General features: G+C 55.6%; 19 protein-coding genes and 4 pseudogenes. 10 read left to right on the top strand and 13 right to left on the bottom strand.

What is annotated here, in order from left to right; translation table 11 throughout:
• Positions 1 to 149: 149 nt before the first annotated feature.
• The 5 genes and pseudogenes from AB8B31_RS32585 to AB8B31_RS32565 all read right to left on the bottom strand — a co-directional run.
• A pseudogene (locus AB8B31_RS32585) lies at positions 150 to 566 on the bottom strand (IS5 family transposase); the annotation flags it as partial.
• Between the two features lie 76 nt (positions 567 to 642).
• Positions 643 to 1,107 (bottom strand): adenosylmethionine decarboxylase, encoded by a 465-nt coding sequence (gene speD / locus AB8B31_RS32580; RefSeq protein WP_097622241.1) that lies wholly within the window; start codon positions 1,105 to 1,107, stop codon positions 643 to 645.
• The gene (locus tag AB8B31_RS32575; protein WP_245433424.1) at positions 1,088 to 2,494 is read right to left on the bottom strand and encodes a radical SAM protein; all 1,407 of its coding nucleotides are present in this window, start codon (positions 2,492 to 2,494) and stop codon (positions 1,088 to 1,090) included. The genes speD and AB8B31_RS32575 overlap by 20 nt, the downstream gene beginning before the upstream one ends.
• A gap of 408 nt (positions 2,495 to 2,902) precedes the next feature.
• Complete coding sequence (locus AB8B31_RS32570) at positions 2,903 to 3,334, bottom strand: exopolysaccharide production repressor protein (protein WP_239621156.1); 432 nt, start codon at positions 3,332 to 3,334, stop codon at positions 2,903 to 2,905.
• 322 nt (positions 3,335 to 3,656) lie between these two features.
• A complete protein-coding gene (locus tag AB8B31_RS32565; RefSeq protein WP_007636966.1) occupies positions 3,657 to 4,094 on the bottom strand; it encodes a DUF3846 domain-containing protein in 438 nt (145 codons plus the stop codon).
• 1,287 nt (positions 4,095 to 5,381) lie between these two features.
• Here AB8B31_RS32565 and AB8B31_RS32560 point away from each other — a divergent pair.
• The 4 genes and pseudogenes from AB8B31_RS32560 (at position 5,382) to hemN (ending at position 9,596) form a co-directional block, all read left to right on the top strand.
• Complete coding sequence (locus AB8B31_RS32560) at positions 5,382 to 6,080, top strand: nitrogen fixation protein NifQ (RefSeq protein WP_097622243.1); 699 nt, start codon at positions 5,382 to 5,384, stop codon at positions 6,078 to 6,080.
• An 883-nt stretch (positions 6,081 to 6,963) separates the two neighbouring features.
• Entirely contained in the window at positions 6,964 to 7,857 is an 894-nt protein-coding gene (gene nifH, locus AB8B31_RS32555) for a nitrogenase iron protein (RefSeq protein WP_054186393.1), read from the top strand.
• Between the two features lie 106 nt (positions 7,858 to 7,963).
• Positions 7,964 to 8,161: pseudogene (locus tag AB8B31_RS32550) on the top strand (nitrogenase); the annotation flags it as partial.
• A gap of 88 nt (positions 8,162 to 8,249) precedes the next feature.
• Positions 8,250 to 9,596 (top strand): oxygen-independent coproporphyrinogen III oxidase, encoded by a 1,347-nt coding sequence (gene hemN, locus AB8B31_RS32545; RefSeq protein ID WP_439004422.1) that lies wholly within the window; start codon positions 8,250 to 8,252, stop codon positions 9,594 to 9,596.
• A gap of 643 nt (positions 9,597 to 10,239) precedes the next feature.
• Here hemN and AB8B31_RS32540 read toward each other — a convergent pair.
• Both AB8B31_RS32540 and AB8B31_RS32535 read right to left on the bottom strand, forming a co-directional pair.
• Positions 10,240 to 10,818, bottom strand: a complete 579-nt coding sequence (locus AB8B31_RS32540; protein WP_097622126.1) for a hypothetical protein — start codon at positions 10,816 to 10,818, stop codon at positions 10,240 to 10,242.
• 130 nt (positions 10,819 to 10,948) lie between these two features.
• The gene (locus AB8B31_RS32535; protein WP_097622127.1) at positions 10,949 to 11,623 is read right to left on the bottom strand and encodes a transcriptional regulator; all 675 of its coding nucleotides are present in this window, start codon (positions 11,621 to 11,623) and stop codon (positions 10,949 to 10,951) included.
• Positions 11,624 to 11,808: 185 nt separating this feature from the next.
• Here AB8B31_RS32535 and AB8B31_RS32530 point away from each other — a divergent pair, with 185 nt between their 5' ends.
• The 6 genes and pseudogenes from AB8B31_RS32530 to nodD1 all read left to right on the top strand — a co-directional run bounded on the left by AB8B31_RS32530 (position 11,809) and on the right by nodD1 (position 17,955).
• A complete protein-coding gene (locus AB8B31_RS32530) occupies positions 11,809 to 11,985 on the top strand; it encodes a hypothetical protein (RefSeq protein ID WP_439004421.1) in 177 nt (58 codons plus the stop codon).
• A 49-nt stretch (positions 11,986 to 12,034) separates the two neighbouring features.
• Positions 12,035 to 12,426, top strand: a pseudogene (locus AB8B31_RS32525) (transposase); the annotation flags it as partial.
• 1,528 nt (positions 12,427 to 13,954) lie between these two features.
• Positions 13,955 to 15,679, top strand: coding sequence for a carbamoyltransferase family protein (locus tag AB8B31_RS32520; RefSeq protein WP_275593059.1), 1,725 nt, complete (start codon positions 13,955 to 13,957; stop codon positions 15,677 to 15,679).
• Positions 15,607 to 15,858 (top strand): FkbM family methyltransferase, encoded by a 252-nt coding sequence (locus AB8B31_RS32515; RefSeq protein WP_275593057.1) that lies wholly within the window; start codon positions 15,607 to 15,609, stop codon positions 15,856 to 15,858. Before AB8B31_RS32520 ends, AB8B31_RS32515 begins: the two co-directional genes overlap by 73 nt.
• A gap of 650 nt (positions 15,859 to 16,508) precedes the next feature.
• The gene (locus AB8B31_RS32510) at positions 16,509 to 16,844 is read left to right on the top strand and encodes a hypothetical protein (RefSeq protein WP_054185970.1); all 336 of its coding nucleotides are present in this window, start codon (positions 16,509 to 16,511) and stop codon (positions 16,842 to 16,844) included.
• A gap of 166 nt (positions 16,845 to 17,010) precedes the next feature.
• A complete protein-coding gene (gene nodD1 / locus AB8B31_RS32505) occupies positions 17,011 to 17,955 on the top strand; it encodes a transcriptional regulator NodD1 (RefSeq protein ID WP_097622125.1) in 945 nt (314 codons plus the stop codon).
• A 353-nt stretch (positions 17,956 to 18,308) separates the two neighbouring features.
• Here the strand turns inward: nodD1 and AB8B31_RS32500 are convergent, their stop codons facing one another.
• The 6 genes and pseudogenes from AB8B31_RS32500 to nodS all read right to left on the bottom strand — a co-directional run bounded on the left by AB8B31_RS32500 (position 18,309) and on the right by nodS (position 22,002).
• Positions 18,309 to 18,725, bottom strand: coding sequence for a cupin domain-containing protein (locus AB8B31_RS32500; RefSeq protein ID WP_088397132.1), 417 nt, complete (start codon positions 18,723 to 18,725; stop codon positions 18,309 to 18,311).
• A 205-nt stretch (positions 18,726 to 18,930) separates the two neighbouring features.
• The gene (locus AB8B31_RS32495; RefSeq protein ID WP_097622124.1) at positions 18,931 to 19,719 is read right to left on the bottom strand and encodes an ABC transporter permease; all 789 of its coding nucleotides are present in this window, start codon (positions 19,717 to 19,719) and stop codon (positions 18,931 to 18,933) included.
• Positions 19,720 to 19,722: 3 nt separating this feature from the next.
• Positions 19,723 to 20,673 (bottom strand): nodulation factor ABC transporter ATP-binding protein NodI, encoded by a 951-nt coding sequence (gene nodI, locus AB8B31_RS32490; RefSeq protein ID WP_280953262.1) that lies wholly within the window; start codon positions 20,671 to 20,673, stop codon positions 19,723 to 19,725.
• A 66-nt stretch (positions 20,674 to 20,739) separates the two neighbouring features.
• Positions 20,740 to 21,041, bottom strand: a pseudogene (locus AB8B31_RS32485) (carbamoyltransferase C-terminal domain-containing protein); the annotation flags it as partial.
• 97 nt (positions 21,042 to 21,138) lie between these two features.
• Positions 21,139 to 21,354: a carbamoyltransferase N-terminal domain-containing protein gene (locus AB8B31_RS32480; RefSeq protein WP_008536485.1), complete on the bottom strand. Its 216-nt coding sequence runs from the start codon at positions 21,352 to 21,354 to the stop codon at positions 21,139 to 21,141.
• 36 nt (positions 21,355 to 21,390) lie between these two features.
• The gene (nodS, locus tag AB8B31_RS32475) at positions 21,391 to 22,002 is read right to left on the bottom strand and encodes a nodulation methyltransferase NodS (RefSeq protein ID WP_097622122.1); all 612 of its coding nucleotides are present in this window, start codon (positions 22,000 to 22,002) and stop codon (positions 21,391 to 21,393) included.
• Positions 22,003 to 22,005 lie beyond the last annotated feature (3 nt).

Genomic DNA, 22,005 nt, shown 5'->3' with positions numbered 1-22,005 from the left:
CCGGAAACATGTCATCTAATCAGAAGCGGCGGTCGGCAACAGTCGCCTTAGTCGGAGGTGCTTTCTAAACCAGACGATGCCCCCAGAAGCCTCCTGCTTGACGATTTCGATCGTCCAGTCACCATGGCCGCACATTGCTCGCCTCAACTAATCTTCTTGCCTGCATCATAGCCGGATATTCCGCCGCTTTCCGTGGTCTTGACGCTTTGGCTGTCGATAATCCCTGCCGTCGGTTGCGCCTCCCGTCCCTCGATTTCCCGCGCCGCCATCACCAGAAGCTGGTTGATGCTCTGCCACAGTCCGATCGCGCGCCAAGCATAAAAATAACCGCGCACTGTCGAAACCGGCGGAAAATCGCCCGGCAGCATGCGCCATTGGCAGCCGCTCGAGGGGATATAGAGGATCGCCTCCACGACCGGGCGCATATTCGTCGTCCGACGCCGCCCGCCACGACGCGCTGGCGGGATCAGCGGTTTGATCAACGTCCATTCCCGGTCCTTCAAATCACTTGGAAAACGAAGCACGTCTCGGTTATGCCCACGGCGAGCGATAGCAGTCCAGCTCATCGAAACCCCATTTGATTTAGCACCAATAGGGAATCACAACTGCCTGTTATCGCACAACTTCTTTTAAATCGGGCTCTTAGACATGTTCCACCTCGATTTCGGAGAATACTTTCGGTTGAAGCGCTTCCACAATATTTGGATGCGTTATTCTTGTTCCAAGAAGACGCTTGTGCTCGCTAATATCGATCCGGGATGGGCGAAATACGTCGCGCAACGCGGCGATACTCGCGTACGGGTCTAGCGAACCACAAAAAAATACGTCTATCGCGACCATGCGTTCTTCGTGCCAGGTATTTACGCAAATGTGCGATTCAGCGAGAATTGCGAAGCCCGTGACGCCCCCATCTTCGCTATATTTTCTATAACTCGATTCCAGCATCGTGGCGCGGCAGTCATGAACGGCTTGCGCTACCGCCGCCTCAATCGCTTCAGTATCTCCCGTATTTTCTGCATCCCACATATCGATAAAGAGATGGGTTCCGGCGCATACTCGGTCTGAGCTAGGGTAATTTATTCCGCCTTTAGGCGCTCCGTTCAGCATATATATGCTCCGCTTCTTGGTTTTGCATTGGGTGTGCAGGCGGCATAGCCATGATCTCCGTGGTGGCTTGGAGAATATCCTTTACGGAGGCTTCGTCTGGGTTTGTACCGCCGGCAATTGGATAGATCTCAGAGGCTTCGCCAAAATTCCTTAACAACGACAGCATGGGACCGGGCGACACCGCCCAATCCAAATAGGTATATTCATTCCCCTGAACCGTGTTTCTCAAAGGGTGTTGGACGGCCCAGTTCATGCTGATTGTGATCAGAGAGCCCGTTTTCCGCCAGCTTTCTAAGGCCGAAAACAATTGCTGCCTTTCAGCAGCTCCCTCGCCCATGCCAAATAGGAGGGATACCCCAACCTTGATTCCGGCTTCGGACAAGATCTCAACTGCTTTGTCCGCGCGTTCCATCCACGAACCCTTCTTGGTGGCGATGTTCTTGTGAAGACCTCCAACAAGTTCTGGGCGCGGTGTCTCGACCCCGATGAAAAGATACTCCAGGCCCATGCGGCCTAGTCTTCGTGCAAGGGCTGGGTTATTAACGATTTGGTCAATGGTCGCTTGTCCGCCAAGCCGCACAGGATTTTCGAGTGGGTCGAATACCTTTTCAAACTGGGCTACGAGGGCCGAATTCCATCCAAGAAGAGTTGAGTCTTCAATGAACGCCGAGACAGGAAAGTTTTCGCCGTAATCTGCCTTGACTACGCGGTGGGCTGCTGCGAGCTGGCCGCATAACCGGTGGGGGCTTGTCTTGAACTGTCGAGGAGGCCCGACAACGCTGACCCTCTCACTGCAGAAGATACAATCATAGATACATCCACGCCCGATGTCGCTGAAGACGTGCGCGGTAGGCGCGCCACCAAACACGTCAAAGCTAGTTGTAATTCCGAACATTTCGGCTGGGGATGGCATCCCATTATAATCGAGCGGCATGCCCGAAGAGCACACAGTGTGGACCTGATCGTCCATGATTGTGCCGGCGATCCAGTGCCCCGGGGTGGTCGTCAGGTGGCCCAATGAGAATTTCGCCTCCCTTGGCGAAAAACCTCTTGCTTCCAAGGAAGCTACGACGCACCCAATTTCCGCGATAAAGTGTTCACCATCTCCGGAGAGCACGATGTCGAAACAGTTGGAAACTTTTCCGTCAGCAATTAGCCGCAGAGGGGACGCTAGATGATGTCTTACACGATTTTCGTCATCCCGATATATTGTTTCGGTGGCGTGGCGACCGCCAAGAACGATACAAACGTCATCGCCTAGAAACTCTCTGATGTATTTCGCTGTCTCAATCGCACCACGGAAGCATATCGACATCGCTCCTATGAGAACTAAATTGGGCCGGACCCGGACTAATAGCGGCGTTAGCCTTCGCTGCACATCGTCCATGTCAGATAGCAGAAGCGTTGATTGTCGCCTGTCACTCCTGGTGCCGCGCCAATTGCTTTCGCCCCATGCACCTTCCGCCTTGGATGCCAGTGACGCAGCATATCTGCAGGCATTGTAGAGGCTTGCCGGATCGGCGCTTGATAATGCCATTTCGCCCGCCTCGCCGTGAGAAAACTGGGGGGCAGAACACGCGATTACACGTAAGCCCACGGGCTTCCTCCACTATCTATAATATTTTTTGAAATGATTCGGGCGGTTAAGCGATCCTTTCTTCGGTATTAGACTTGGTCGTATCCGATGGCATAAGTATTGATACAGCAAATATGCTAGTATAACCGCGACGTACGCAGAATACACCAAGTGGTAATGCTCGGTATATTTGATAATCTGTCCTCCGCCGAAATTGCCTTAAGGGGTGCGCCGTTTACGCCTTGGGTCAAGCTGGGGGACGTTGGACTGCTCAGTTTCATCGCGATCACGTTTTTGTGGCTGGTCTGCCTGCCAAGTTCCTGAATGTATCGACCTGTCGCTCTCGCGCGTGGGCCGGAAGGACATAAATAGCAGGCTCAAGAAATAGATGACCTGAAGCAAAAACGAAGCCGCTAAGGTTACGGCGAACGCTTTGAAGATGGAAAGCGAGGCAGCGTAAGCCGAAACAGCACTGGTGCACGTGACCAGCAGCAGGATGCAAAAAAAGGTTCTAAAGGGCAAGGTCTTGCTCCCCGTTCGTTCGTCCAATGTTTCAACTGCGTCAACGCCGACGATTTCGCCCGATTCGTCCACCCTATGAACGTGCATGACTTCGCCGTGAGCAGGCGTTGAAACAGCGTCTGCAATCAATGCGGGCTGCGCCGTCGACAGCGATCAAATACTTCGGCATTCAGCTGGTGCCATAGGTTGCCAAAAGCCGGGTAAGCGCGAATACGCCAAAGTGGCGACTTCTTCCTTCGCGGCTTCCAACTCGGCAAATGCAATGAATGTCTTCCGCCCTTCAGTGTTGACCTTGTCCAGTGGAACGGGAGGCCTTCGGCAACGTAGTAAACGCCGCAATTTTGAGGCGTCAGCTTTCCGTTTCTCGTGCCCATGGCGCCACGCTCGCGGACTCTGAGCGAACCGGCGCGATAGAGTTCATTCTCGCGGATCCTATCATTCGTCATTGCGCTCATAGGAGCACCGGGGAGCGGCGATCAATACGCACTTGCAAGCTTTCCAGTGCGCCCGCAACGATGAGGCCCTTGTTCACTACTCGGTCCATCGGAACAAACACAGGATCAAGCACCGGCCGGCAACATTCAAAACGTCGCGCGGCTTCCGTCATCATTATTGACGGCGAACGATAAGGTTTACTACCATCGCCTCCCAAAAGCGCTATTTTCCCGGCAAGAGGGATCGGGTACCCGTCAAAGATCGTAAAGGCGGTTAACCCAGCTCGCAAAGCTTCTTCCCCAACAAATAGCGAGTGCATGTCGTCGAAGCGGATCATCTGAATAAGATCACTGCCAATTAAACCGGAGATCGATGCAATGCTGTTGCGATCAGGGAGCTCAGCGGCGCGAAAGATCGCACTTTCCGACTCCAACAGATACACAAAATTTTCCATATCCTTGCCTTCTAATTTCTTGAAAAGAGCCCGTGCCCAGCTGCTTTTGGCTGGAGCGAAAGCGACTTGTCCATCAACTCGGGATAGCGACAACGCGCGGCAATATGCAGATTTCAGTGTGCTGTGTAAATGGTCCTGCGCCAATTCGGTTCGGCTTAAACCAAGCTTGGCTCCGGACGCGGCGCTCCGATAGCGATCATCATGTTGTATTTGATGTGATATTATGATTGGCATGTTTTTATTCCGGCACGCCCCTATACAGAATTCGCGCCAACAATGTACGCGACGATGTTAAACCATACCGGCGGCCGCGCAGTCGACCAGGGCGGGTTCAGCAATCGAACGTGGCGGCCATCGGCGTCGCCGCTCGTATGGCTCGACATTTGTCCCACTTTTGCGGAACGGAATCCCGACCTTGGGCAGATTATGCAAACGAGTGCGTGTTCCAGATTTGACGAGATCTTTACGTTGTACGAATACCCGGCAGAATTAGAAACCATCTCCCACCGCTGCAGACGCGAGCGCCTGAACTCGAAGCTGACGAGTGGAGCTTCTATCAATGCACTCCTTACGACGTTGAAAGCAGAAAGAAAATCTGCAATCGGCGAGTTCCATCCGAGCATCACGACATTTGGCTAGCGCAACCGGGGCAACAGCCGCGCTCACTGTTGGCTTACTCAAGTGCGCTGAGTGCCGCGGTCGCGAATTCGCCCTCGGTCCCCAGGCGTTTTTGGTGCCGCGTTTTGAGCGTTATTCAAAACGCAAATGATGACATCCAATCAATCTATTTTTCCTGATTGGCGACCTTGGTGCATGACGGAGGTGTCTAACCAAGGAAGCCGATCGCGACCGCAGCGGAGAGCGTACAAAAATGCAATAGATAGGAAGCGGCAGATTTTATTGCGTATCCCGGAGAGATACTGGCGCCGCCTTGTTGCTCGCTATGGCGGCGGCCTTCGGAGCGCGGCGAACAGGCCCGGTCTCCAACTACTCTGAGGACTATAGAAGAGACATATGGATAACTCTATCGGCTAACGCGTCTTTGCGCAGGCGTTGATCTTTGATCTTCGCTCGGATTGCTGCATTCAGACTGCTCGATCGGCGCCGCAGATTGAAAGCCTGCGTTTGTCCGTTTGGCGACCACTGGAGGCGGGATCGCCTCCCCGCTGCACGGGCGATCGAGGCTTCAAGTGTCACTTGCTCAAGCTGGCACAATCTTTGAATGTTCGCCTTGCGAGGGCCAAAGCAGCCAACTGAATTCGATTATTGGAGAAAGTGACGAAGCGCATGCCAAATGTGCATCACATCGGGGTCTCGACGATAGCGGACGCAGCACGTCAAACCAGCATAGCCGTCGACCACTGCGACGATTGCCAAACACTCTATGTCAGCCGACCATGCCAGATGGGTCTTAGGTTATATTTTGATGACTATGTGCTCTTCCGCGTTTTTTCGCGCGCACTTGAAGAAATTGAGATGGGGATTGCCACCGCGACCGAGGCAACCGGCCTTTCACTTAGGGAGCTGCGGGATATTCCAACCCGCAGTTTCCCGGCAAGGCTCATCCGCGCCTTTGCCCTGCAAGAGGCGAGTGATTGCGTGCGTGATGCGGAGGAGCAACTGTTGCGCGATATGCTTCTAGCGTATGTCCGGCCAGGCGACCCTGAGGGCGTGCGTTTCGCTAAGATCATTGCGCGACGTTCCATGCGTGAAGACCACCTCTGGCGGGATCTCGGCTTGCTTGACAAGACCGAACTTGGCAGATTGCTGTTCGCGCATTTTCCGGCGCTGGCGGCAGGCAACACCAACAACATGAGGTGGAAGAAGTATTTTTACCGCAAGATTTGCGAAGCTGAAGGCTTTTCCCTTTGTAGCGCTCCCAGCTGCAAGGAATGCGGCGATTTTAATGAATGCTTTCTGCCTGAGGAAAGCGGAAGTCTTTCTGGAGCGGCAGAGTTCGTCGGGCGCCAGATCTTGAAAACGTGAAGGCCCCAGATGCAACCTAGCGGGCTTGTCCGGCGACGTTGGACCGAGAACGGGGATCCTTGCTCCCGATATTTGCGACTGTGCGGCACGCGCAAATGCCACTTCCTTAAAGATGAGCGGTGATGTCGTCGTCGGATGGTGATCATCGGGCGATTTTGATAGCACCTACTAAAATTGCCATAAGCTCTTCGCCGTATTCGACTACGCGATCCACAATTTGTCGGAGCTGAGCGTGCGCCTGGAAAAAAGCATCTGCGACTAGCGCTTTTACTTGATACCTTGCTCCGATCTTTGCTGTAGCCTTCGAGCATTTCCTCAGAATTGACCCGCTGACGATCGAAACCGGCTCTGTTGTCAATCTCAGCCTATGGCGAAACAATCCGGCCGCAAGACTGCAGCTGCCAAGCTGGCGGCATTCCTCCTATGTGTTCATGGAGACAGCATAACAGCGAGTTTGTTGTAAGCGACAATCTCTACTGTGCCTTCATCTGCGTTCTGCTGATCATCCGGCCTTAATCCGACGCGTGGTGCGAAGCCGATCGGCCATCAAGACGGTATCGATCTGTTTGGCTCTACGACTTGCCACACTACTTCTGTCCCTTCGCTTGGGATGTAGGGATACGGACGACATTTGTTGATCTTTGAGGCTAGCGATTTCGAACCGACAAAACCTCACAGCCGCTTCGTCCAGTTTGGCGGCTTCGGGACAAGAGTTTGTCGAACCCGCCTTCGAAAGTTTGGAATTAAATAGCTGAAGATCAGCAAACCAACTGTTTTATATGCTGCTGCCCACATGGCACGGGTTTTGAAGACTGCCCTGGGAGGCGGCGCGAGCTGCCGGCCTTTTACTCAGCGATGGATGGAACGAAAGAAGGAAGGCGATATGTCAGATTTGCGTCAAATCGCATTTTACGGCAAAGGGGGGATCGGCAAGTCCACCACCTCCCAAAATACGCTCGCAGCGCTTGTCGACCTCGGGCAGAAGATCCTGATCGTCGGATGCGACCCGAAAGCCGACTCCACCCGGCTGATCCTGAACGCCAAAGCACAGGACACGGTTCTGCATCTGGCAGCCCAGGAAGGTTCGGTGGAAGACCTTGAGCTCGAGGACGTGCTCAAGGCCGGCTACAAAGGCATCAAGTGCGTGGAGTCCGGCGGTCCGGAACCGGGCGTCGGCTGCGCCGGGCGCGGCGTCATCACCTCGATCAATTTCCTCGAGGAGAACGGCGCTTATGACGATGTCGACTACGTCTCCTATGACGTGCTTGGCGATGTGGTGTGCGGTGGCTTCGCGATGCCGATCCGTGAGAACAAGGCCCAGGAGATCTACATCGTGATGTCCGGCGAGATGATGGCGCTCTATGCCGCCAACAACATCGCCAAGGGCATCCTGAAATATGCCCATTCCGGCGGCGTGCGGCTCGGCGGCCTGATCTGTAACGAGCGCCAGACGGACCGCGAGCTCGACCTCTCCGAGGCGCTGGCTGCCAGGCTCAATTCCAAGCTCATCCACTTTGTGCCGCGTGACAACATCGTCCAGCACGCCGAGCTCAGGAAGATGACGGTGATCCAGTACGCGCCGGACTCCAAGCAGGCCGGGGAATATCGGGCGCTAGCCGAGAAGATCCATGCCAATTCGGGCCAAGGGACCATTCCGACCCCGATTACCATGGAAGAGCTCGAAGACATGCTGCTCGACTTCGGCATCATGAAGAGCGACGAGCAGATGCTGGCCGAACTACAGGCCAAGGAGTCAGCGGTGGCTGCGGCTCAATAACTGCCGCTGTCGACAGGACGCGCTGGCCCTTGAGCCAGCGCGTCCTTCCACGAAAGACGCTTCGTCGACGACGACCTAACCCGAACCTTGAAAGGGGCAGGGGCCCATGAGCCTTGATTACGAGAATGACAGCGTTTTGCATGAAAAGCTCATTGCGGAAGTGTTAGCGCAATATCCAGACAAGGCGGCAAAGCGCCGCAAGAAGCACCTCAGCGTCGCAACGAGCGGCGACGAGCCTGGCGATGAGCCGAAGGCGCTTTCCGAATGCGACGTCAAATCGAACATCAAGTCCATTCCGGGCGTGGCACGTGCCCAATAGGACCCAGCTTTCGAGGGAAAAAAACGTGTCAAATATTGAATGTGAACGTGACACGGACTGCAGGCGAAAGTCTGTGCGCGCACCGTCGTCGATTTTCGTTCCGAACACAAATAGCGGGGCGCAGTTGCCTTGGTATACTATCTACCCAACAATACAGGAGTTTTCTCCAGAAATCGGCGCCCACACTTATGAGCAATGGCTGAGAAGCCAGGGAACTGATGACGCTGTCTCGCTCTATCTCCACATTCCATTCTGCCGCTCGATGTGCTGGTATTGTGGTTTTCCGACTAGCATCACTCGTCGGGATACTTTGATAACCGATTATCTAGCAATGCTGCGCGAGGAAATCCGCCTGGTCGCCGAGCAAGTGCCGCAGGCACTCTCCGTGGGTGACGTGCACTTTGGCGGCGGATCCCCGACCATTATGCCATCGGCAGACTTCCTGTCGCTAATGGAACTCCTGCGCGGCCGTTTTGCGCTTGAGCGAGGCGCAACCATTGCCATTGAGGTCGACCCGCGCACGTTCACCACCGATATGGCCGAAGCCCTAGAAAGAGCCGGTGTGAATCGCGCAAGCGTCGGTGTGCAGAGCTTCGATCCCGTCGTACAAAAAGCGATCAACCGGATTCAGAGCGAGGCGCAAGTGATGACCGCCGTCGAAAACCTCCGCCTGTATGGGGTCAGGCGTATCAATTTCGATCTGATGTTCGGTTTGCCGAACCAAACCGTCCAGTCCTGTCTAGAGAGCGCAATGTTAGCTATTGCGATGCGTCCCGACCGTCTCGCGGTTTTCGGTTATTCCCACGTTCCATCTTTTCGAAAAAATCAGCGCTTGATTGACACCGCAGCACTGCCCGATATAGCCGCGCGAGCTGAGCAGGCCTCAGCCATGGCCGATACGTTAGTTGCAGCAGGCTATCTGCAAATCGGTCTCGACCATTTTGCTTTGCCGGATGACGAGCTTGCAATAGCACAGAGAGCTGGTCGTCTGCGCCGCAATTCGCTTGGTTACTCTGCCGAAACCTGCCCAACTGTCATCGGTTTGGGCGCGTCCGCCATCGGTCGTTGCGGCGACGGTTACGTTCAAAACGATCTCACGCAAAGCTGTTATAACCGACACATAGCATCCGGCCGCTTGGCGATCTCAAGGGGCTACCGTTTAACTACCGAGGATCGCGTAAGAGCTGCAATCATCGAACAGCTCATGTGCTACTTGGAGGCGGACATATCAGCAATCTGTACGGCCCAGGGATTTGATCAGACCCATCTAGTGAGTTCAGCTAAGCAGCTAGAGATTCTGGCTGAGGACGGGATCGTTCAGTTTGACAACGGTTTAGTCCGTGTACGGCACGAATGTCGCTCTGCCCTTCGCCATGTCGCTGCCGCGTTCGATGCTTATCTTGGCCGCCAGCCCATCTAGACTGGCAAACGGAGGGCCTTAGAGTGATCACATAATCGAGCTCGAGTTCGTCGAGATGTTAGGCAGGAGGCAAGCCCCAATTGCTCGATTTAAATCGATCGCTGAATTCGAAGTCAATGGCATGTGTCGGTCTCGATCGCGTCACAGTTCAGCTCTCGCCACTGGCAAAGAAATCCGCCGTCAGATCGTGCAAGGTCTGGCGCAGAACGGCTTCACCGGCTCGGTTGCGCGCGCCAACTTGAAGCAGGCGACACCTTCGTTCAAAGCGCCGGACCAGACGCCCGGACAGTTCAGCTTGACGTCACCAATGCGGCTTCGATTGCGCAAGCGGCGGAGACGCGCATCAAGAAACCTGCGGCAGGCTCGATGTCCACAGTGGCGATCGAGCGCGGTTAAATGCCTAGAACATGGCCTAAACACGCTTGTCGTCGATGTCGACGAAATGGGACCGTGCTTGGAACCCTAGCCGTACACAGGTGATGCTGCCGCTGGCTCCGCGAAGCACCGGCGGCAAGAACCATCAACATGCCCAGGGCGACAGGTTGCCTGACGCTGAACAATGATCCTTCGACGTGGCCTAGGAGAACGCTTTCAATGCCGTCACTTGCAATAAACCGGGCTCAACGTGTTGCACTGCGACAGGTCACCGTTCAAACCGCTCCAGCATTGTTCTCAACTGCGCGTTTTGCAGCCTTAGCTTTCTGGCTAGCTGCCCCCTGAGCACCCTGATGTCTTCGTCGAGGCTCATCTGGTCCGCAGTGTGAATTGCCGGGGCCGCGTTTGCAATCGCGGCTGATGCCTTCTTACGCGGGGCGACCTCGAGAGTTCGCACGAACTTCGTAGCATCATGCCCAGCGACGATGTCGGTACCAAGCTCGCCGAATGGAGGTGGATCAGCCGCCTCAACGATTTTGGCGTCTTGGCCGTCGACCTGATCGTGGCTGCGACGAGAGATGGCCTCCTCAGTCTCGTTCATGCCGATACCGATTCCGACTTCTTTGGAAACAACAAACTCGGTGGAAATTGCAGGAGAATGGCCGTGACGGGGAAGCCCCTCGCTTGCCGGTCGAACGGCGCTAATCAGGCTCTTCTCGGCAGGCGTTTCGGTCGGACCGGCAATAGCCAACGGGTCCGGCGTAACCTTTTGGTCCGAGCCGTTTTCTCGCTTTTGTTCGCGACCCGGTGAGATCAGTCGGGCAAGAAGTTTCCAGGGAGACGCCATCTATCTGACCTCGCGTTTTATCCCGCAAGCAGGCAGTGAGTTTTAGGTCCGGCAACAGCATTTACCGTTGCCGAATTGTTTGTCTCGATAAGAGTGTAGATACGGCCGGCTAATTGACCGGCTGCTTATATTAATCGAGCTTGAGCCGTTTGCGCAGATCTTCATTTTCAGCGCGAAGTTTTTCAGCAAGAAGCTTGCGCAGTCGCTGATTTTCTTCTTCCAACTGCAAAAGGTCTGCCATCTCATCGATCGCCGTCATCGGGGCGGCCGGCGCTGTCTGCACAGCTTTTGGAGCGCGGCGCATAGGTGCACTTTTGGCGCTCGCCGTGGCTTCGATCGCCTTTGTCTTGCGCCCTCTCCTCTTTACACCACCGGCCCCGGCCAGAGCAGCTGCTGGCTCTGCCGTAGCGTCAGCGGACGCGGTCTCGAGTGCCGCGGCTTTTTTGGCGCGCGGTTTGCGCTGTTTCTTCGGCGCATTAGGCGTTTCGACAACGGTCTGTCCATCGACATTGGTTGTCGTATTAGTCTCGTCGGCCATGCTCATCTCCTGTGTATCTGATGCAGTTGTCGACGGGCCGAGAGGCGCTGTCAACAACTGCTCGGCCTGATCTTGTTCCGGCAAAGACATTTCGCTGTCGGGTTTGCCACTCTGAGAGCTACCTGACAGAGCAGGCAATGCCTCTTCCTCTAGATCGCGCGCGACTGACTTTAGATCCACATTGCCCCAGATCGAGTTCGATCTGGTATCGAGTTTTCGCCTGCCGTTCTTGTACTCGACGGCAAAACTGCGTTGCACTTTTTTCAATATAAGAGGCCTTGGAGAATCCACGGGGTGGCTGATGTTATGCTGGAACGGCACGAATAGCGCCTACCGGACTTCCAGTCCATACCCACGGACTAGCCTGCGGCCAATTTTTTAGCCCCGCGTTATTTTTTTGAAGTTACCGCGCCTCTGCCGATTTATCGTGGCCCCCGGGGAAGCGCTCGCGCATCCGCCACCGCATCAAGGCAAGTATCGCCGCAGAGGCCTCGGAAGTACTTTCCGACGATGAAATCGTCGCTTGGCTGAAGGAAACCGGCATCAGCATTGCGCGCCGCACTGTCACAAAGCATAGGGAGGCAATGGACAGCCAGAGCTGGCTCGGGAAATTTGAACAGCTAGGATAAGTGGAATTTCTGCCTGACTTTGGCTTAGATGCCGGGAACAGGAGATACCATGACAAGACGACCGCGCCGGAACCATAGCCCGGCTTTCAAGGCGAAGGTGGCGCTTGCCGCTATCAGAGGCGAGCAGACACTGGTGGAATTGTCCCAGCAGTTCGACGTGCACGCCAATCAGATCAAGCAATGGAAAGAGCAGCTCCTTGAGGGGGCGACTGGCGTTTTCGGGGATGAAGCCAAGGCGGAACCAGCAGCCCCAACCGTCGATGTCAAAACGCTGCACGCCAAGATCGGCGAGCTGACACTGGAGAACGATTTTTTGTCCGGTGCGCTCGGCAAGGCGGGATTGCTGGGCGGAAAGAAATGATCGACCGCGAGCATAAGCTATCCGTCGTGCGCCAGGCGAAGCTTCTCGGCTTCAGCCGTGGCAGTGTCTGCCCTCCTCCGTGCAACACCGCCGCGATGTAACGTACGGCTTCAATGTCGATCGAAGGAGTGCCCATGCGGGGCCGGTCAGACTTCCTCTGGTCCGAAGCAACTCTTGAACTCGTCGCACTCCATGCAATTCGAGGCGGTACAGTGGGAAAGCCTCATCCGGCGACATCTGGGCGAAAGCGATTTGTTGGGAGGGAAATCGGACTGGGGTCAGCGGCGAAGACCGTCTTCTATATTGCACACGGCAGCGTCAGGCCGGCCGCAAACTTCTTAGTCGCAAATTCGGACTATCGAAGTCCTGACCGATATCGATACTCAGAGCCGATCCCTGAAGTCGTGAAGGAGCGGCGCACCAACCCCCGGGCTTCTCCTTCGGCTCGCGCTTCACCGACCAGATGCTGCGCACTTACGCTCGGGAAATGATGAAGCGCTTGGCCCACGTTTCGCGGCACTCGCTGCGGCAGCGCTCACCAAGACTGAACGCCGTTTCCTTGCAGCAGGCGCGGCTATCACGCTCATCGATGTGCCAAGACGAACACGCGGCTTGGCTTTGTCGGCTGAACAAGAGTAGCGAAGGAGTGTTGCTTATACGACTAGACACGAGGAGTTCGTCGGTCCGAATGTCGCAGGCGGATCTGCCTTGAACACGGCCGCCATTGAGAGAAGGATGGGGGCGCCGCCCGCTTCACCGGGGAGTCACGCCATCTTTTTTTTGGATGCATTCCATCCAAACAATCGATTTTACTGATCGAAACGGTTGCCATTAGAAGACGCTGAAGAAGCGCTTTGTAAAGCGATAATTCGGAGTTCTTAAAATGGGTCCTCGGGTGCCGTGCAGACTGTGCTGGGAAAACGGCCTGGGGCAGTCCGTCTGCTGCCTGGTCTCGATCGTTATCTTGCACTCGAAGTGATCGGCCAGAATCTTGGTCGTTGCTTCTCGACATTTCAGCGGGCTCTCAAGGGACGCACTTTGCCCCGGTCGATGCCGCCTCCTATTCGTCGAGTTTCACCGCGCGCGCTGGTCATCTTTCTACTGCTTCCCCTTAAGGAACACGCGTTTTGCACATTGAGCGCAGATTGGTTCTCACACCGTAGCCTCTGTTCAACGTGATTGATATCAATGGCGGTCTCACCGCATGGGAGCTGAGTTCGGTACTGGCGCACATGCGGTGATAGAGACCGGCGGCAGAACTCTGTTTGCTATGCCTCGGAGCCAACGCAGGCGCACTCGCCGTTGCAAGGACACGGTCTACGACCTTTGCAGCGACGACCAAACGTCGTTGATTTTCCCTTGTGGCTGTGGGGCGGAAAGATGAAGGACTGGGTAATGTGGATACGCAACGCGGCGTTACTGCCGCAAATGCTTCGGTCTGGGTTTCTGATAGCGCCGATTGTCGGCAATCTCACCGATCCGGTCACGATCTGATTTCGGCTTCGGCCCGTGAGCTCTAGCTGCACTGTCAAGCACCACCCTATGAAACTACGAAAGCCGGAGGCCAAGCCAGAGCGACCTACCTTTCGAAACGAACTGGAGAGCAACATGCTGTGTCTAGGGCTCAGTGGCGGTCTAAGCAGAGTCTACGAAAATTCGTTCGATCTACCGAACACCTTTATGCACGATGGGGCTGCGGTTCTCGTTCGCGACGGCCGAGTGATAGCGGCGGTCGAGGAGGAGCGCCTTAACCGGATCAAGCACTCCAACAAGCTACCAACACGTTCGGTTCAATATTGCCTCGCATCTGCAGGTGTTCACCTTAACGACATAGACCGCATCGCGTATTATGCGACCGAGGCCTATTGCAACGCTGTGCTCGAGCGCGTGCGCCTCTCTCACCCAAGCGCCCCAATACCGGATGCGAGGCTGTTGTTGTGTGGATTACTCGGGCAAGAATTTGGTGCCGAAATTGATCCCTCACGTGTCTCCTTCGTGAGCCACCATATGTCGCACGCCGTGAGCTCGTTTTTCATGTCGGGCTTCGAGCGAAGTCTGGTCCTCTCAATTGACGGCGGTGGGGACTTTCTTTCGGGGCTTTTGGCGGTTGGTTCCAGCACGGAGATTGAGCCACTCGTGGCATTCCCGGAGAACGATTCTCTAGGGCTGCTATACTTGGAAACGATCCGCTTCCTAGGTTATGGCGCGTTCGATGAATATAAGGTCATGGGACTCGCACCCTACGGTAATCCCGCGTCATACCGCGCGATCTTCCAACAATTCTACGAACTCCTAGACGACGGTGGTTACCGGGTCTATCTCGACCGAGTTGGTCCCACGTTGCTCAGCAACATCCAAATACGCCAGAAAGGCATGCCGTTCACGCAGCAGCATAAAGATGTGAGTGCTTCACTGCAGGAAGCACTGGAACGGATCGTGTTCCACGTCCTGCGGCATTACACCAAGGTTACCGGCATAGAACGACTGTGTTTGGCCGGAGGAGTGGCTCACAACTGCACTTTGAATGGCAAGCTGCTGTACTCGGGGATGTTTGAAGACATCTTCGTACAACCGGCTGCCCATGACGCTGGCTGCGCACTAGGCGCCGCATTGATGGCGTCTCATGATCTGGGACATCCGGCACCTCGTGAGCGTTTGCAAAACGTCTATTGGGGACCCCACCTGGGGAGCGAAGGAAGCGTGGAGGAGGAACTTGTTGCTTGGGGCCAGCATCTCGACATTGAACGCAGTGATGACGTGACAGGCAAAGCAGCGGAATGGATTGCGGATGGCGCCGTGATCGCCTGGGTGCAGGGACGTTCGGAATTCGGTCCACGGGCGCTGGGCAACCGAAGTATTCTTGCTGACCCGAGGCCGGCCTCAAACAAGGATCGAATTAATATGATGGTCAAGAAGCGGGAAGGCTACCGCCCATTTGCTCCCTCGGTATTGGAGGAGGATGCCGCGAAATTCTTTGATCTGCCAGGTACCTTGCGGGAATTTCCTTTTATGAATTTTGTAGTGTCTGTGCGCGAATCCCAGCGTAGTTCGCTAGGCGCCATAACGCACGTAGATGGTACGGCTCGTTTGCAGACGGTGTCACGCGAGACAAATCCCGCATATTGGGAGCTAATCAATGCTTTCGGGAAGCGAACCGGCGTTCCGATCTTGCTCAACGCAGCAATGGAAATGGCAGCGCTAAGGAATGGGATCTCTCGGGCTCGATACGCCGTCCCAAGAACCACCTTTCTGAGTATGCGTTGGTTCGGTTTGACCGTCCGATTTCCGTTGAGACGAGAAGGCTGGATGACTGGTGCGGCGAAGCTGGCCTAGAGAACATCGATGTCATCTGGATGGATGTGCAAGGAGCCGAGGCCGACGTTATTGCCGGGGGCAATCAGATCCTGAGCAGAACGCGCTACATATATACTGAGTATAGTGATCAGGAGCTCTATGAAGGCCAGCTCCCCTGCGCGCCATTCTTGAGCTCTTACCTTCCTTCCAGATGGTAGTTGAGTATCCCCGAGGAGTGGAGGGTGACGTGTTGCTCAGAAACACGAGCCTATAGCCGTTTCGATCTCCTTTTTTTGCAATTCATTTCCGCCGCCGGTTAGCAAAGTGAACCAATCCTCCTTCGACCTTTGCCGCTGGGCTACATCGTAGAGTCCGATGAGGCGAAATCCAACCGAGTCCTCTGGGATGATAGCGGGCTATCATCACAGTATCAATGGACCGTGTATGACACCGGCAGATCTTTAGGAGATCGATAAGGGATTCCTCGGTGTCACTCCGGTGCATGCGGCGCCCTTTGCCATCCGGGATGAAGGGGGATTGCGGCAACGACATGCGCAAGACCACCGAGGATAGAAGTCGCGATTGGGTGAAAAAGCACCGCCGAAAACAGTGGGTTTGGCGGACACTTGGTGGTTCGGGCTGGCAAGACGTCGTCTCATGCATCAAATGGATGACTCGCATTTAAACAATAGATTTCACCAATTTTCGCGGATGTTCCATAGACGGCCATCTCCACTCCACCGGGTATGATCCGTTGAAAGGCTCTCGACCAATCGAACAACACCCGTAGCCCCGAAGTACCGGCGGCGGGAATGGCATCAATCCTACTTGGTGTCGCCTGGCCTTAGCCAACGAAAGGAAACGTCCCATGAAGGTTATTGGCTACTACCACGTCATCGTCGCCGCGTTGCTCGCATTGACATTGCAGGCCGGGCCGTCGTTTGCAGCAGATGATCGTGACCAAGATTCCGGCCCGGCGATAAGTGACCTCCGCGCAAACCAGACCGGTGCCGACAAAACCCATTCAGCAGAGCACACTCAAGACTGCAATTGCCAAGATGCACCTGCCGAAGAAGGTGAATGCTACGAGTGCGTCTTACCCCCCGAAGTACATATTCAAGACGCCGAAGTCATCGACGTCGCAGACCGCAACCTATATCCGCGGAAATCACTGCTACTCGCCAGAATGATCAGGCGCCACTGAATCTTGTCGGTTGAAGATAGCAGTAAGACCATTGAAGCCACGGCGGCTGGAATGTCGATACTTTCCCAATTTTAGGCGACCCTTTGCTTGCTGATCTCTCTCGGCGCCGCACCGCGAGACCGAGCCTTTTCACCTTTTCTCTCCCCACCTCGCTACGGATGAAGACATGCGGTTCAAGGGCCTTGATCTGAATCTCCTCGTCGCACTCGACGCCCTGATGACCGAGCGTAATCTCACGGCGGCGGCGCGCAGCATCAACCTGAGCCAGCCGGCCATGAGCGCGGCCGTCGGCAGGTTACGCACCTATTTCAATGACGACCTTTTTACCATGGTGGGTCGCGAACTCGTTCCAACCCCGCGTGCGGAGCGGCTCGCGCCTTCGGTCCGCGAGGCTCTGCTTCACATCCAGGTCTCGATCATATCCTGGGATCCGTTTAGCCCGGCTCAATCGGATCGCTGCTTCAGAGTCATCCTTTCCGATTACGCCGCACTCGTTTTTTTTGAAAAGGTCGTGAGGCGTGTCGCCCGAGAAGCGCCCGCCGTCTGCTTCGAGTTGCTGCCTATCGCCGATAACTACGATGATTACCTGCGGCGCGGTGACGCCGATTTTCTCATCTTTCCGGAATTGCTCATGTCGCGCGCACATCCTAAGGTGACGCTATTCGAGGAGACCCTCGTGTGCGTGGGCTGCCGCTCGAACAAGCTACTCTCGGAGCAACTTACAATCGAGAGGTATATGTCGATGGGACACGTTGTGGTGAAGTTTGGGAACGCCCGGACGGCTTCCATCGAGGAATGGTGTTTGCTTGAGCACGGGCTTAAGAGACATGTCGAAGTAGTCGTGCAGGGCTTCAGCATGATTCCGTTCATGCTTTCAGGGACCGAGCGCATAGCGACAATGCCCTTACGCCTGGTCAAGCAGCTCGAAAAGACAATACCCCTGCGGATCGCTGACCTTCCGCTACCGTTGCCCGCGTTCACACAGGCCCTCCAATGGCCCGCCCTTCACAATAGTGATCAGGCAAGCCTCTGGATGCGGGACGTGCTATGTCAGGAAGCATCCCGCATGCCCTCGCCGAATGAGGTAATGAGACGTCTCAGGATTTCCTAGCATTCTTACGTGGTTTTGTCGTTGGGCGTGATTCATGGCGTCGGAATGAGGGCCACTTTGAGACGCCGCCGTTACAGCCTCACGGATGAGCGATCGTGTCGCCGCTGGCCCAACAGCCGCGCTGACTGACTGACGACCAAGCATGGAGGAACTGGACAGATGCTCTCCTACGCCCGCCGTTCAACCGACCAATGAAACAAGCTCCTCGACAGTTTTGTCGACAACGCAAGTCGAAGGTTCACGCAGCTCCAATCGACACTAGCAAGGAGCGGCAAACCAACCCCTAATATGGGACGGGTTCACCACATCCGAGCCGTGGCGCCAGATTGCCCTCCGGTGATACCTCAACGTCTTTATTTTTGCGGCAGAACATTCTCACTGCCCCTTTCCACCTGATCGATCACGAGCAGCTTTACCGGCTCGGTGCCGTTGTTCGCCCCTTTATGCCATATCCCCCAGGACTCGACGACAAAATCCCCTGCCGTGAAAATGCTTTCTTTCCCAGATTCTGTATTGGTGACCGTGATTTCCCCGGAAAGCACATAGCCATAGCGCTGATAGCGATGCTGATGAATTGGTAACGTCGCACCGGGCGCAATCTCATAAATCGAAGCGATGACCTCGACGTCCTTCCGTGGAACGATGATGGGCTGACCGGCAATCGTACGATCGGTCCTTAAGATAAGCGTAGCCGCGACCGCTTTGTTTTCGAACGCGTTCGCGGGACACGCCAGAGCAAAGAGCGCCGTGGCGATTGAGATGACCTTCATTTGCTTTTCTCCTGATGCACGCCGGATCTTCCTGAAGGGTGTTTGCTACCGAGTTCGGCCAGTTGCAGAGCGAAAACCTGCATCGTCTCACCGGCGCCGACACGGGTTCATTTGTTCCCAGACTATGATGACTATCTTCAGAGCTCTGCGGGTCTTTTCCAGACACTGCGTCGCAATACCCCTCCTGGCGTGGTTGCGAGTAGCGTCAAGACATCAGGCGCCGACGCAACAGCGCTGCCGACAGGAAGAACGGCAAAATCGCGTAGATGCAAAGCGCGCCTATATGCAGGCCCATGCTGCTCGCGGGACGCCCAAGCATTGCCGGGCGTATGAGGTCGATCGCATGCGCTAGAGGCAAGAACTGCGCTACCTGCTGAAAGGTCGGGGGCAGTTGCGTGATTGGAAACACCGCGCCGCACAAGAACAGCATTGGTGTGAGGACGAGCGTCTGGTAAAAAATGAAATACTCGTAACTGGGCGCAAGTGCCGTGACTACCATCGCCAGGCTCGCGAATGCAAATCCAGTGAGCATGATAACTGGCAACACATAGAGGACTGACGGCCACGTCGCATAGCCTAGCACGGTGGCGACAATTATGATTCCCGTACCGGCAAGAAATGCCTTGCTCGCTGCCCATGCCAACTCACCCAGGATGATGTCCCCGAGTGTCATTTGTGTGTAGAGCATGGCTTCCCAGGTGCGTTGGGCGTGCATTCGCGTAAAAGCCGCGTAAATCGTCTCGAACGTCGCAGACGTCATCGCGCTTGTCGCCACCATGCCGCCCGCCAAGAACGCAACGTAGGTTGTGCCGTCAACGCGACCCACAATAATTCCGAGACCAAGGCCGAGGCCAAACAGGTAGATCATAGGATCGGCCAGACTTCCAACAATTGACGCAAGTGCTACTTTCTTCCATGCCAGATAGTTGCGTCGCCATATCGCAATCCAGTTAAAAGCGTTGGCGGGCAGAGCCGCGGCACAACCTTCACCCATCGTTCACTTCTCCATCTCGCGCCCGGTCAACCGCAAAAACACATCCTCAAGATTCGGCGGACGCTGCAGAATACGCAAGCCCGCGCGCTCCCGTAACCGCACACGCACCTGCTCCGGGTCGGACACATAGCAAAAAAGGGTCTCGCCGCTAATTTCGATGCGATCGGCATATGGCCCGACCAGCGATTCCAATTCATGCGGATCGCCGCCGTAGATCTCAATGACTTCGCACCCGATCAGTTCATCGATCAGGTCATGCGGACGCCCTTCGGCAATGCTGCGACCTCTTTCGAGTACGCAGAGTCGATCGCATAACCGTTCGGCCTCTTCCATGAAATGGGTGGTCAAGATGATCGTTTTGCCGCGCGTAAGCAGGGAACGCAGGCGCTCCCAGATCAGGTGGCGCGCGTGTGGGTCGAGACCGGTGGTCGGCTCGTCCATGACAAGTAGCTGCGGGTCATTGATCAACGCACGCGCTAGCGTCAGGCGCCGCTTCATGCCGCCTGAAAGTTCAGACACACGCGCATTCACCTTGCTCTCTAGGCGTGCAAACTCAAGGAGCGACGGCATGACCGCTTCAACTCTGCGTGTATTCATGCCGAAGTAGCGGCCGTAGACCAGCAGATTCTCGCGCACAGTGAATTCGGGCTCAAGGTTGTCGAATTGCGGCACCACGCCGATACCCTTGCGCGCCAAACGAGCCTGGGCAGGTACCGGCACGCCGAGCACAGTAATCTTCCCCGCATCAGGGGATGTCATGCCAAGGATCATACGTGCGATCGTGCTCTTGCCCGCGCCGTTCGGTCCAAGCAGCCCGAAGCATTCCCCCGGGGAAACACGGAACGATAGCGCGTTGACCACGGCCTTGTCGCCATATGTCTTGCTTACGTCGGAAAAATCTATTGCGGGCATGAACATGCCCTCATCTGACCGTCGGGCGCCGTTGACTGGCATTTCTTCGGTTGGGTGGGTTCTTCCTGGTCTATCGCACCGTATGTGTTCATTGCGTCCTCATTAAAGGGCTGCAGCAGCATCCGGGAAAACGCCTCGTCCGTGGTAATTGGCAATCGTGTTGCAGAGCAGCCGAATGTCCCTGAGCTTTTTATATTCGACGAGTACCTCGGCGACTTCGTGGAGAGAGTGCCTGGAATGGTCTGCAATCGTGCAGATTCATCGAGATGGACAACAGCCGGAATTCTCTCCTGGCGTCCCATCCGCGTCTGATGCTTAAACAACATATCGCAATCCGGAGTTCGAGGGCTGACTATATAAGGCGCACGGTCCACCAGGCAGATCGGCGCCACGAGGCGGAGCCACGGGCGCGGGGGCCGCGCGGCACGTATCACGAGGATAAGTCTTGTAAGGAAATGCCCTGTCATTGGAACGAGTCCGGAGCCCTCGACGGATTCGAGAGAACTTTCAGCATTGCATCCCAGCCATCGATGATGATTTGATCAATAACGCGTGGATCCGGACCGTGTTGCGCCAAGCGGCGCCAATCGCGTCGAGATTGTCGACAGTTTCATATCGCGGGTTGTTGCCCCGCTTCTCCTGCTCGACGCAGAAGGCGAGCCACCCACCCTCGACAAGCGCGTCCGCTCCGTCACGGGTCAATTTAATACCACAGACGCGCATAGTGTCTCCATGTCTGAACGTCGAGGGTTGGGGCCGCTAGGAGGCCGGATTTCGGAAACAGGCGAGTAAGCAATCTTCGTTGACCGACTCACCCCGACACTCAAGCCGCTCTACCTCGAGCAAAGTTTCGTTCAGCATGCCGAGGACCGTCTCAGCACCAGCAACGTGGCCCCAGCGACGACAATTGGCGTCGCGCGCCGATCCGAAAACCAGATATCCATCTGGCGCAAGCATCCGCACTAAATTCCGAACAGCCCCTCTCATCTCGGCTATTCCTCCGATGTAGTAGAGCACTTCCGCCACAACGATCAGATCAAACCTCTCGTCAGGTGAAAACTGTTGAACATCAGAGACTATCCAGCTGATGTGCGGATAATCCCTCATGCGTCGACGCGATCTTTCTATAGCGTGAGGCACAACATCGATCACGGTGAGCCGTTTGCAGTGGGGGGCTAGCTGCACCGTAAATGCGCCGGCAGCGCATCCCACTTCGAGCGCATTTGAGATGGATCCCTGGGCAAGCGCCAAGCGGAGCATTTGCGTGTGACGCTCACGCTCGAATGGATTGGCGTCGAGTCCCCATGGATCGGGTGCAGCCAGTTCCCGATTCAGCAATTGATAATTGTCGATCTGTGTCAACTCGTTCACCTC

Source organism: Rhizobium sp. 62_C5_N11_2, from assembly GCF_051811185.1.
In the GTDB taxonomy this organism is placed as follows: domain Bacteria; phylum Pseudomonadota; class Alphaproteobacteria; order Rhizobiales; family Rhizobiaceae; genus Rhizobium; species Rhizobium leguminosarum.
This window is presented reverse-complemented; position numbering and strand designations above follow the sequence as displayed.